This window comes from Synechococcus sp. PCC 7335, from assembly GCF_000155595.1.
Taxonomy (GTDB): domain Bacteria; phylum Cyanobacteriota; class Cyanobacteriia; order Phormidesmidales; family Phormidesmidaceae; genus Phormidesmis.
In genome coordinates, this window is sequence record NZ_DS989904.1 from 931,978 (window position 1) to 944,528 (window position 12,551).

The 12,551-nt window shown below is 49.8% G+C and carries 10 protein-coding genes and 1 tRNA gene; 6 read left to right on the top strand and 5 right to left on the bottom strand.

The genetic code is table 11. The annotated features are described in order from the left end of the window. Position 1: 1 nt before the first annotated feature. The 4 genes from S7335_RS04245 to S7335_RS04260 all read right to left on the bottom strand — a co-directional run bounded on the left by S7335_RS04245 (position 2) and on the right by S7335_RS04260 (position 3,494). Positions 2-1,444: a circularly permuted type 2 ATP-grasp protein gene (locus S7335_RS04245; protein WP_006454879.1), complete on the bottom strand. Its 1,443-nt coding sequence runs from the start codon at positions 1,442-1,444 to the stop codon at positions 2-4. 111 nt (positions 1,445-1,555) lie between these two features. Next, positions 1,556-2,392, bottom strand: coding sequence for a PhzF family phenazine biosynthesis protein (locus tag S7335_RS04250; protein WP_006456701.1), 837 nt, complete (start codon positions 2,390-2,392; stop codon positions 1,556-1,558). A 48-nt stretch (positions 2,393-2,440) separates the two neighbouring features. Then, positions 2,441-3,067: a LysE family translocator gene (locus S7335_RS04255; RefSeq protein ID WP_006456441.1), complete on the bottom strand. Its 627-nt coding sequence runs from the start codon at positions 3,065-3,067 to the stop codon at positions 2,441-2,443. 46 nt (positions 3,068-3,113) lie between these two features. Continuing rightward, positions 3,114-3,494, bottom strand: a complete 381-nt coding sequence (locus S7335_RS04260; protein ID WP_006454918.1) for a hypothetical protein — start codon at positions 3,492-3,494, stop codon at positions 3,114-3,116. A gap of 215 nt (positions 3,495-3,709) precedes the next feature. Between S7335_RS04260 and S7335_RS04265 the strand changes: the two genes are divergently transcribed. Both S7335_RS04265 and S7335_RS04270 read left to right on the top strand, forming a co-directional pair. Further along, the gene (locus S7335_RS04265) at positions 3,710-5,221 is read left to right on the top strand and encodes a PLP-dependent aminotransferase family protein (RefSeq protein ID WP_006457447.1); all 1,512 of its coding nucleotides are present in this window, start codon (positions 3,710-3,712) and stop codon (positions 5,219-5,221) included. A 54-nt stretch (positions 5,222-5,275) separates the two neighbouring features. Continuing rightward, complete coding sequence (locus S7335_RS04270) at positions 5,276-6,061, top strand: TSUP family transporter (RefSeq protein ID WP_006457694.1); 786 nt, start codon at positions 5,276-5,278, stop codon at positions 6,059-6,061. Between the two features lie 17 nt (positions 6,062-6,078). On the opposite strand, the gene S7335_RS04275 is transcribed toward S7335_RS04270, so the two are convergent. Beyond that, positions 6,079-7,530, bottom strand: a complete 1,452-nt coding sequence (locus tag S7335_RS04275) for a phosphoglucomutase/phosphomannomutase family protein (RefSeq protein ID WP_006457628.1) — start codon at positions 7,528-7,530, stop codon at positions 6,079-6,081. 227 nt (positions 7,531-7,757) lie between these two features. Between S7335_RS04275 and S7335_RS04280 the strand changes: the two genes are divergently transcribed. From S7335_RS04280 to drmD, 4 genes are all read left to right on the top strand, one after another. After that, positions 7,758-7,831, top strand: a tRNA-Pro gene (locus S7335_RS04280). Positions 7,832-8,018: 187 nt separating this feature from the next. Further along, positions 8,019-8,771, top strand: coding sequence for an Arm DNA-binding domain-containing protein (locus tag S7335_RS25680; RefSeq protein WP_050765772.1), 753 nt, complete (start codon positions 8,019-8,021; stop codon positions 8,769-8,771). After that, positions 8,686-9,171: a site-specific integrase gene (locus S7335_RS27230; protein ID WP_083785040.1), complete on the top strand. Its 486-nt coding sequence runs from the start codon at positions 8,686-8,688 to the stop codon at positions 9,169-9,171. The genes S7335_RS25680 and S7335_RS27230 overlap by 86 nt, the downstream gene beginning before the upstream one ends. Before the next feature lie 202 nt (positions 9,172-9,373). Continuing rightward, a complete protein-coding gene (drmD, locus tag S7335_RS04290; protein WP_006455802.1) occupies positions 9,374-12,538 on the top strand; it encodes a DISARM system SNF2-like helicase DrmD in 3,165 nt (1,054 codons plus the stop codon). Positions 12,539-12,551: the final 13 nt, after the last annotated feature.

Sequence of the window (12,551 nt, forward strand, 5' to 3'; positions counted from 1 at the left end):
TTTACTCCTCATTGACAACCCAAGTATCCTTACTGCCGCCGCCTTGCGAAGAATTCACGACGAGCGAGCCTTCTTTTAGCGCTACTCTGGTAAGTCCGCCTGGGTTTACGTAGGGAGCACTGCCTTTTCCATATAGAATAAAGGGCCGTAAATCAACGTGTCGCCCCTGAAATGACTGATCAATTAGCGTAGGAACTCTAGAGAGGGACAGCGTCGGCTGGGCAATATATCCTCTCGGGTTAGCCTTAATCCTGTGGGCGAACTCCTGCTGTTCTTCTTTAGAAGACTGACAGCCAATCAGCATTCCATAGCCGCCTGAGGCGTCTGTTGCTTTTACGACCAAAGAATCTAAATTAGCCAGAACGTGCGACTGTTGCTTTTCATCTTCACAAAAGTAGGTTGGCACGTTTGGAATAATTTGTTCTTCATTTAGATAGTATTTGATCATTTGAGGAACATAGGCGTAAACCAGCTTGTCATCAGCAATGCCAGTTCCAGGCGCGTTGGCGATCGCCACTCTCCCTTTACGATACACGTCCATCAGTCCCGGCACGCCCAGCATAGAATCAGCGCGAAAAACTTGAGGATCGATGAAGTCGTCATCAATTCGACGATAGATCACATCTACCTTACACAGCCCTCTGGTCGTCCGCATTTTGACATAGCCATCGTCTACGACTAGATCAGGACCTTCTACTAAGGTAATGCCCATTTGCTGAGCGAGGAAAGAATGCTCGAAATAGGCTGAATTAAACGATCCAGGCGTTAGCAAAACAACGGTCGGATTGCTGATGTAGTCAGGTGCAAGGGCTCTTAGCGTGCTGAGTAACTGCGAAGGATAGTCGTCAACTGCTTTGATATCTAGCGCTTCAAATAGGCTAGGGAAGGAGCTTTTCATCACCGTCCGATTTTCAAGCACGTACGAGACGCCCGAAGGACAGCGCAAGTTATCTTCTAATACGTGCCAACTCCCCTGGCGATCGCGGACTAGATCAGTGCCTGTAATATGACACCAAACCCCACCTGGCGGCTTTAGCCCCATACAAGGCGGCAAAAATCCAGAGGCCGATTCGACGGTTTCTCGTGGAATCACGCCATCTTCAATAATCTTTTGATCGTTGTAAATATCGTCTAAAAAACAATTGAGGGCGGTGATCCGCTGCTGTAATCCCTTTTCTAGCCAGCTCCAATCCTTTCCAGGGATAATGCGAGGAACCACATCAAATGGAAAAACCTTCTCAGATCCCTGCTCATCACCATACACATTGAACGTCACACCCATTTTGAAAAGCGTATTCTGCGCAGCTTGCTGACGCACAATCAGGCTATCGATAGGCACAGATTCTATCCGTTCAACCAACAGCGCTGCCGCACTACGAGGAACACCAGGTGCGGTAAAAAGCTCATCGTAAAAATCACCAGGATCGTAGGCTTTGAAAGACATAGAGGGCGATTTGCGGCGCGAATTAACACCTCTACATCTATCGCGTCTTGGGACACAGGTGTGTATATCTTCCAACGGACTTAAGACCACAAATATGGTAGGTCCTAGCAATTATGGTGATAGAAAGTCCCCTTCCAAAGTAGTTACAGCTTGTCCACTAAGAAGGATGCGATTCTCGCTAGAGACAGGCGCTGTATTACTATCAGGCACTTTGCACTGCACGCGAACGGTGCCGCCTCGCTTAGATAGCTGCTGAGCAGTCATATTAGACTTGCCAAGCTTTTCTTGCCAGTAGGGTGCTAGTGATGTGTGGGCAGAGCCTGTTACGGGATCTTCGTTGATACCCACCGCAGGAGCAAAGTAGCGACTGACAAAATCATATTCGTCGCTATCGGCTGTCGCAGTCACAATCACCCCATGTACGGGAAGCTTTCTTACAGCCTCAAAGTCCGGGGCTAAGGTGCGTAATACTTCTTCTGAGCGGAGTTCAATGAGATAGTTAATATCATTCCTAGCAACTGTACGAATGTCTCCACCACAACAAAGCGATTTGATCAGCTCCGGGGCAACATACGACGTAACGGTTACTGGCTGAGCTGGGAAGTCCATTTCAATCCAGCTGCCTTTTTTGGTGGCACTAAGCCATCCACTTTTCGTTTTAAAGCGAGCAACCTCTGCCGAAACTAGATAGCCTTCACTCCACAGTACATGGGCACTAGCAAGCGTGGCATGGCCACACAAATCGACTTCTGTTGCTGGCGTGAACCATCGCAGACTATAGCCGTCTTCAATCGGTGAGAGAAAAGCCGTTTCAGAAAGGTTCATCTCGGCGGCGATCGCCTGCATCAAAGACTCTTCTATCGGCTCATCCATCACACATACGGCCGCCGGGTTACCCGCGAAAGGTCGATCGGTAAACGCATCTACTTGAATGATTTTCAGTGGCATTTTGTGTAATCTCTTCCTACGCAAACAACTTCAGTTCTGTGCAATTAATTATTTCAACAACAGAACAATGCTAGCGGCGAGCAGAGCGCCCATCGCCACATTGAACCATCGTAGCCGAACCGGATCTGCTAGAAAACCGCGTAGCGCACTCCCAAAGAGCGCCCAGCTGCAAACGCATGGCCAGTTGAGAACAGAAAACAGAATGGTGACTATGATTGTAGATCTTACTGGCTGCTGCGAGCTGGTGTATAAAGACATTCCAGAGATAGCCATTACCCAAGCCTTTGGATTCACCCACTGGAACAGAGCCGCCTCAAACATATTAAGCGGCTGAGCTTCTGTTAGCGCTTGATCTTTGCTTTTCTCTACTTTGGGCTCTTTCGAGACCAGCGAGCGGCTAGTCGCAATCCGAACAGCAAGATAGAGCATGTACGCTGATCCAACAATCTTCAACACAAGCTGTAGAACTGGAAAAGTTGTGAACAAAAATCCTAATCCTAGCCCTACAGAGATGAGTAGAACAAAAAGGCCGCCCGATATTCCTAAAGTGTGAGGCAACGTACGCTGGAAGCCAAAATTCACACCAGATGCCAGCAGCATGATGTTGTTTGGACCGGGGGTAATTGAGGTGGCGATCGCAAATAAACATAGCGCCACAATCACTTCACTACTCATTCAAATACTCTTCTTTATTCAAATACTCTGAACTTAAATACTCTGATCAGCGAGCTGAACGCTCTTCTAACCACACGCGCACAGCCTGTTCCGAGAAAAATGACGATCGAGCTTGAGTCACAGGATCATAGATTATCCACTGGGTCTCACCTGTTGTTGTTGACTGCTGTCGAATTGATAGCCTTTGCCGACCTGTCAAGAAATCTACAAGAGCCCGGCCAACCTGATGCCAGATCGATTTTAGCGGGTGGCTTGATAGGGCTTTTCGTCTAGGAGCGGGCTGATCTATCTGTTGATGGCTGACGATGCGTTGAAATTCGGTTTCCAGACTAACTTCTTTAGGATTAGCTTCTTCGATACTAACTTCTTCGGCATTAACTCCTAGATAAGCTTGTTGGCCAAACCTTAGATCACGGGCAAAGTTCATAATTGGTATCTCACAGCATTCGTGGTCAACACCCTTACTATCGCTAGCCGTTAGCGGCTATTGGAAGGTACAGATCGCACAGATTTGACTAGTACAGTTCGCGACGCTGACGACTTTTTGCCACTGTACTAGCTAAAGTTCTCATAACTGTACCAGCAGTGACTTCTAAAACTTCGATAGGCTAGGATTAGACTGCCTTGCCGTATGTCGGCCCTATGCTGATGAAGATTCCTCTCGATCGCCAAGCCAAACAACCAATCTACTTGCAGATACGCGATCGCATTCATCACCTCATTCATACCGGACATCTGCCGCCCAATAGTCAGCTTCCCTCCATTCGGGCGCTGGCCCAAACCACCCAGGTCAACAAGCTCACGGTCATTGAAGCCTACAGCGTTCTAGAGGCCGACGGTCTGGTTCAGGCTAAGCAGGGCGCTGGCTATTTTATTACCCCTTCTTATTCTCGCGCTAAGCTGCGATCGCTCTCTTCTAATGGGCATCAAGATCAGCAGCTCAGCAAAACTATAGACTACGCCCAGCGCCGGTTCAATCCCGCTCAGCAAGTCATCCTCCCAACCAAAGGAGTTTACTCTTTCCCTGATATCTACTCCGCTTCGCTCAGATCTCACAATCGACCTGACTATATCGATTTTGGACTTGGCTTTCCCCAAGCTAGCGATGTTGAAGATCTTCAGCGCATTTCTCGCCGTGCGATGAAATCAGCTCACACGTTCTTTCAACCTGGCGATCCGCAGGGCAATCTTGAGCTGAGAAATCAAATTGTTCAAATTCTTCTACAGCAAGGGCTAGAGATCTCTCCTGAAGATCTCATTGTTACCAGCGGCTCTATGCAATCGCTTTCTCTTTTAGCTAATCATTATGTGATGCCCGGAGATCGAGTAGTTGTAGAAGCGCCGACTTATCATGGTGTACTTTCAATCTTTCAGCAGCGCCGTGCTCAGGTCATTGGCATTCCGATGACTGCTGAAGGAATGAATCTAGATTTGCTAGCTCAGTACCTAGAAAGCCATCGGCCGAAGCTGATCTACACCATTAGCACGCTACACAATCCTACTGGCATCACCACATCTGCTCAGCATCGCAGACAGCTACTAGCGCTTGCTGAGGCATATAGCTGCCTGGTTATAGAAGATAATGCCTACGAGCCATTGAGCTTTGGAACTACGCCACCACCGATCAAAGCGTTCGATAATAGAGGCAGCGTGGTTTACGTAGGCACATTCTCCAAGACGCTGATGCCGGGACTACGAGTCGGCTATATGGCCGTCACGAGTAATGATTGCCAATCAATTGTTGAACGCAAGCTACTGCATGACTTGCACGTATCTGCTGCGTCGCAGGCGATTGTGAAAGAGTATCTGGCCTCAGGTCACTATCGGCGACGACTGACAAAGATTAAGCGGCTGCATCGCGATCGCCGTGACTATATGATCGATGCACTTATTCGACACTTTCCGCTTAGCGTCACCTGGACTGTTCCAGACGGCGGTACGTTTCTATGGATTCAGCTACCTAATCGCATTGATCTCGAATTGCTGTGTCGCGCTGCTGCCGAACGAAAAGTGTTAGTCGGATCAGGAGCAGCTTTCTTTCCGAAAGAACAAGGTTACCCAGCGCTGCGGCTGAACTTTTCTCTGCCATCAGAAGAAACAGAACGCGGTGTGAGAATCTTAGGTGAAATCTTACACATCATGCTGGAACAGTAGCCGCCTAAACAGGCCTACAAATAGAATAGAGAGCAAATATTGAGAAAAACGTAGATGATTTTGCTAGCGGTGTTCGCGATAGGATTGGTCGCTGGCTTTGTAGATGCGATCGCAGGAGGTGGCGGGCTGATTATGCTGCCAGGATTGTTGTTTACTGGACTGCCCGTAGGAAGTGCGATCGCTACTAACAAACTCTGTGGCACCTTCGGCTCACTGACTAGCACGTTAAAATTCGCTCAGTCGCAGCAAATTGACTGGTCAGCCTGCAAGCTTATGGCACTACCAATCATCATCGGAGCCTATCTTGGTAGCCGCAGTATTGGACTATTACCTTCAACTTGGGCAGAGCCTATCGTCGTCACGCTAATGGCTATCATCACGCTGTTTGTTATCTTCAAACCTGGCTTTGGCATAGCTAAAGTAGAAGCAGCTTCATCAGCTTCGAGTGAGCTACAACGCTCAAGCTCTGTTTCTAAGCATGCATTTGGGCGCACTTTGGCCATGATCTTCGCAGGCGGCGCTATCGGCTTCCACGATGGATTCTTTGGGCCTGGAACCGGTATCTTTCTTGTATTTTCGCTACTTTCTCTGGCTTCCATAGATTTTCTACGGGCCACAGGCACTACTAAATTGCTTAATTTTCTGGCTAATTTCACTGCGCTTGTCACATTCGCAACTACTGGCAGTATTGACTATTCAAAGGGACTCTCAGGCGCGTTAGGTGTCATTCTCGGTTCTTTCCTCGGAGCAACCTTTGCGACGAGAAAAGGTGCCCAACTGATCAAGCCTATCTTTGTGGTTGTGACTATTGCTTTAATTGTCAAGCTGTTAGTTAGCTAATTCGTCTAAATAGCTAGCTAGCTAACAGAATTAGCCCAGTCTTTTGCCCAGTTGAGAATCTCGTGAACGCTTTCAATCGAGCTAGCCTCCGAGTAAAGCCGTAGCACAGGTTCTGTTCCACTAAAGCGAATCAACAGCCAGCTATTATCTTCTAGATTAAACTTGTATCCATCAATCGTCAGGCAGTTGTCTACTTTCTTTCCAGCGACTTCTTCAGGGGTGTTTGACTGCAACGCTTCCAACAGCTTTGCCCTGACTTCCATATTGGCAAGCGGCAGATCAATACGGTCATATGCGGAACTAAATCCAGTTTGTTCTCTAAGCGAGTCATTTAGCTCACCAAAATCTTTCCCACTTTGTACAACCGCTTCTAACAGATAAAGGGCTGACAATAAAGCATCTCTTTCTGGAATATGATGACCGTAGCCAATGCCGCCAGATTCTTCACCCCCAATCAGCACATTCGCTTCTAGCATGCGATCAGCGATGTACTTATAGCCAATTGGTGTTTCATACAGAGGTAGCTCATACAGTTTGGCTAATGCTGGGAACAGATTCGATCCGCTGATGGTCTTAACGACTTCACCCGTCATGCCGCGCCGCTGAGTGAGGTGCTCCATCAATATTGGAATCAGAACTTGAGAGCTAAGGAAGTTGGCATTTCCGTCCATTCCGGCAATGCGATCGCTATCCCCATCAAAAATTAGTCCTACCGTCAGTCCATTCGTTTGATTCTTCTTAATAGCCTCAAACAGATTAGGAATATACTTAGGCAGCGGTTCCGGCGCTCCCCCAGCGAATAGCGGATCGGCCTCACTATCGATCTCGTTGATCTCACGCTCTAGCAGACGCCCTACACCCGTCGCCGCCGCCCCGTGCATCACCTCTGCAAATACAGTCAGCCGCCCATCATCTACCGCTTTTTGAATCGCTTTAATATCGACCATCGAACGCAGCGCAGCGCAATAGCTAGGCCAAGGATCAAAGCTGGTAATCTGCCCTGGCGTCTCTGCCATGGGCACTGCTTGATCCAGCATTGCCTCTACCTGCTTTGTCACCTCCGGTGGCACCGATCCGCCAAAGGCACTTTTTATCTTCAGCCCGTTGTACACCGCCGGATTATGGCTCGCCGTAATCACAATTGCGCCTAACGCCTTTTGATCAAACGCTGCCCAGCTAAACGCAGGCGTCGGTGCAAAGCATTCCGATAGCATCACTTCATACCCTGCTGCTGCAACCGATTCTGCCGCATACCGCGCAAAATCCGATGATAAAAACCGTCGGTCGTAGCCCACGATCACCGTCTTACTGCCATTGCTGCCATGGGTCTTTTCCAGCACCTGAGCTGCTAGTGCCGCCACCTTTCCTACCCGGTCAAACGTAAAATCAGCCGCCATCACGCCGCGCCAACCATCCGTTCCAAATTTGATTGGTTTGCCAACAAAGGTCGAGGGAGAAACAGAAGCCATGATTAGGTCTACCGGTAGCAAAGATAACATTAGATAAGTAAGGCAAAGCTTGTGCTCAAAGCCTTCCCCACGAAGTGTACCGACGACACGTTCAAAACACCAGAGATGTGAGGACACAATAAAGTTACGCTAGCGCCTTAGCCTATAGCTTTCACTTAATTCATCTTTAAACCTATGCCTGCTATAGCTAATGGCTTACAATGGTTCAGCACAATCGAGCAAAACATCGGGATGTGGCGCAGTTTGGTAGCGCACCTCGTTCGGGACGAGGGGGCCGTGGGTTCGAATCCCGCCATCCCGATTTAGCTAAATCCTAGCCACCGCAGGCTTTAGAGCTTTTTTATCAACGTTTTCAGCCCTTCGAAATCATCGATAAGGGTTAAGACTGTTGGACGAGTTTAGGGGTTTTTAGCTACCTATTGGGTACGGAATGGGTACGGAATTGGGTACGAACTGTATTCCAGACAGGTAGCCAGGTAGGTAGAAAGATGGGTAGAGTATTTGCCTCTGTTTCGAGTGCTTCAGGTACGAACAATAGTGTTGAGCCAGGCTGGGTCAACATTGAAAATCATCATGGTCGGCTTAGGCTCCGCTTCAGGTACGAGGGTAAGCGATATGCACTGGCGGTGGGTTTGCCCGACTTCAGAGTTAATCGACTGGTGGCACAGCAAAAAGCAACTCAAATTGAGCTGGACATTGCTTCTGGTAATTTTGATGCCACGCTGAAGAAGTACAAACCACTCAAAAGTGACCGGACTGCTACCAGTAATCAAGGGGCTAAGCTCTTTGAACGGTTCATGATTGAGCAGACTAAGGTGAAAGGGTTAGCTCCGGGCAGCTTGCGCCGTTATGATTGTGCGCTGAAACACTTGCAGAAGTTCTTTCAAGAGAAGGCTGCTGAGACGGTCAATGATACGGATGCGCAGGCATTTGTGGAATATTTGCGAGCTAAAGTCTCTGAGCGAACGGTTGAGGATTACGTGATTTTGGTGCAGTCTTGCTGGGTATGGGCTGAAACGACTTTGCCAGAGAATCCTTGGCCGTTAGTTCTGAAGCAGGTGAAGCCTGCGCCTAAGCAGAAAGTGAAGCCATTTACTGCTGATGAGGTGCAGCGGATTTTGGAAGGGTTTAGGTGCGATCACCACTACAAACACCATGCTGACTTTGTTGTTTTTCCTATTTGGTACAGGCTGTCGCTTTGGCGAAGCAGCAGCACTAAAGTGGAGGCACTGTGCAAATGATCTCTCTACTGTGTGGATTGGTGAGTCGGTATCAAGAGGTGTTCGAAAGACCACAAAGACTGGAAAAGATAGAACAGTAATTCTGCCCGGGAAAGTTGTTGAAATGCTGAAGGCGAGAAAGCAGGAATGTTATCGACAAAATGACTTGATATTTCCGGCACCTCAAGGTGCGGAACTCAATGACCGAGACTTTCGACGACGAGCTTGGAAGAAGGTCTTGGAGAAGTTAGAGATCCCGTATCGAAAGCCTTATGCGACCAGACATACTGCGGTTAGCCATGCACTCGCGAATGGAGCAAACCCATTAGCCGTATCAGAGCAAACAGGACATGATCCGCAAATCTTATTCAGGCATTATGCCTCTGTGATTCAGAAGTCAGCGGTGATGATTGGATTTTAGGAGAAGCAGATGGTTAAGCGGTATCGCAAGGAAGTTTGTGCAAGATGCATAGCAATCTTACGACTTGATTTTTGAGGAATGTCTTCTTCTGCTCGTCTCGACAAACTATGAAACATCTTCTATAGTGGTCTGCTCACTGATGTGTGATTGAGAAAAATTGATATATTCTGGGCAGGGTTAACTATTTCAGGTTTTAATTTTTGTGCGTGCTATTTCCATTCCTGAGCAGGGTCAGCTAGTCGATGTTCGTCAGAGTCGCTTTGTTGTGACGGATGTCCATCAGACGCAATTGCCTAAACGTTTGGCGGAGTCGGGCACGTCGGGCTCTCAGCATTTGATTACGTTGTCTTCAGTTGAAGATGATGCGTTGGGCCAGGAACTTCAGGTGATCTGGGAGTTAGAGCCGGGGGCGCATGTGTATGAAAAAGCTGAGCTGCCAGAGCCAGTGGGTTTTGATAGCCCCGAGCGATTAGACGCATTTTTGGATGCGGTGCGATGGGGGGCGGCTTCAGTAGCGGATGTGCGCAATGTGCAGTCGCCGTTTCGCAGTGGCATTGATATTGAGGATTATCAGCTGGATCCGGTGGTAAGAGCGGTGCAGATGCCTCGAGTGAATTTACTGATTGCGGATGATGTGGGTCTGGGGAAGACGATTGAAGCGGGGCTGGTGGCGCAGGAGTTGATTTTGCGGCAGCGGGCGCGGCGGATTTTGATTATTTGTCCGTCGTCGTTGCAGGTGCAGTGGCAGGAGCAAATGCGGAACAAGTTTGGGCTAGACTTTCGCATTGTGAATAGTGAGCTGATGAAGGGGTTGCGTAGGCGTAGGGGGATTCATGTGAATCCTTGGGGGCATTTCCCGAGGCTCATTACGTCGATTGATTTTATTAAGCGCGATCGCCCCCTGCGGTTGTTTCGAGAAATTCTCCCGGCTGAAGGAGAGTCTCTTTACCCTCGTCGGTTTGATCTCATGATTGTAGATGAGGCGCATAATGTTGCGCCATCAGGTAGTGGGAAATATGCGATTGATTCGCAGCGAACGGCAGCGATTCGGCTGTTGGAGCCGCATTTTGAGCACAAACTGTTTTTGACGGCAACGCCGCATAATGGCTACCCCGAAAGCTTTACAGCGTTGTTGGAGCTGCTAGATGCGCAGCGATTTGCGAGGGGTGTTTCTCCAGATCCAGTGCAGCTGCAAACGGTGATGGTGAGACGGCTAAAGCAGGAGCTGCCGCCGGATGATTTTGGAAAGGCTCGTTTTCCTGAGCGCGTGTTGGAGGCGATCGCAGTCAACTACACAGAAGAAGAACAACAGGCTCACCAATGGCTACAGACCTACACAGAGCTGAGGCGGCAAGGTGCTCAGGATAACCCGACTGAGCTATATGCCACAGAATTTGTGTTGAAGTTATTGAAAAAGCGACTGTTTTCATCGCCGGAAGCGTTTCGGGCGACGTTGGTGCAGCACCAAAAAACGCTGCGAGGCGAGCGGTCTGAAAAGAAAGGCTTGACGAAACCGGCGGTCGGATTATTACGTCGGCAGCTAGAACAGATTGAGGAAGAATTTGCGGATGATGATGTGTATGAAGAGGTGACGGCAGATGCGATCGCAACGTCTAGCCGACTTTTTCATGCAGTCACCCCCGACGAACAACAACAGCTTGACAACATGCAAAACTGGGCAGATCAAGCATCGCTGAATCCGGATACTAAAGCCCAAGAGTTGTTGAATTGGATTGCTGAAGTACTAAGGCCTAGTGGAGACTGGGGCACTGAGCGAGTAATTATTTTTACAGAGTATCGGGCAACGCAAAAGTGGTTGTTTGACCTGTTAGCAAATGAGGGATATGCCAAAGGCAAGGCCGGAGAGGAAAGGCTGATGACGCTGTATGGCGGCATGGACTCAAAGGAGCGTGAGCAAGCGAAAGCGGCGTTTCAGGCGAAGCCTGAGATTTCTCCGGTGCGGATTTTACTGGCGACGGATGCAGCCAGTGAAGGGTTGGACTTGCAGAATCATTGTTCGCGATTGATTCACTACGAGATTCCGTGGAACCCGAACCGGATGGAGCAGCGAAATGGGCGGGTTGACCGACATGGTCAGCGCGCTGATGAGGTGAGTATTTATCACTTTGTGGCGGCGGGCTTTGAAAAGACATCGGTGGGCACCAAACCAGGAGAACTGGCAGGTGATTTGGAGTTTTTAATGCGGGCGGCGCTGAAGGTCAATACCATTCGAGAAGATTTGGGGAAGGTGGGGCCGGTGATTGCCTCGCAGGTGGAAGAAGCGATGCTCGGTCGGCGCGGAGCCTTGGATACGGCAGTGGCAGAGAAAGCAGCGCAGCCGTTGCGGAAGCTGTTGAGGTTTGAGCGGTCGGTGCAGGGGCGTATTGAGCAGCTGAAAGCGCAGCTAGGGGATACTCGCCGTGAGCTACGGCTCAGCCCTGAGAACATTACAACAGTGGTCAAAATTGGGTTGGATTTGGCGAATCAGCCGCCTTTGGAGCCCGTTGAGGTGCCGAACCTGAAGGGAAAGGCCTATCAGCTGCCTGCTTTGCAGGGGAGCTGGGCGGAGTGTTCGGCAGGGCTAGCGCATCCGCATACGAATGAGATTCGCCCGATTGTGTTCGATGCGGATACGGCACGGGGGCGAGATGATGTGGTGCTGGTGCATCTGAATCATCGGCTGGTGCAGATGTGTTTGCGGCTATTGCGGGCGGAGGTGTGGTCGCGGCAAGATACGCGGCAGCTGTATCGAGTTACGGCTCGGGTGGTGCCGAGTGCGGCGCTGGATCATCCGGTGGTGGTGGCTTATGGGCGGTTGGTGGTGCTGGGTGGCGATCAGCAGCGGCTGCATGAGGAGATTATTACGGCGGGTGGTGTGCTGAAAGAGGGACGCTTTAGCCGATTTAAGACTGTGGGGCAACTCAAGGAGGCGTTGGCAGCAGCACAGGTCGTTGATGGGGCGGATGCGGTGCCGGAGAGTATGGTGCAGGAGGCTTGGCCGGGCCATCGGGAAGCTTTGTTGCGATCGCTGGAGGTGCGGATGGAAAATCGAACGCAGGGTTTGCAAAACAAGCTGGCAGAGCGCTGTGAAAAGGAAGTGAAGAATATGACGGCGGTGCTTACAGAGCTGCGTCAGCAGATTATCGCTGAGCTAGCTGAGCCGGAAGTGGAGCAGATGGAACTGTTTAGCAGTGCGGAAAAAGAGCAGCTAGAACGCAACTTGAGCAGTCTGCGGTTAAGGGTGGAACAGATTCCGCAGGAGATTGAGCAGGAGGCTGCGCTAATTCGGGCCCGGTTTGCGGAGCCGATGCCGAGGTTGTTTCCGCTAGCCGTGGCGTACTTGGTGCCGCAAAAGTTAATAAAGTAGGTATGGAGTGGGC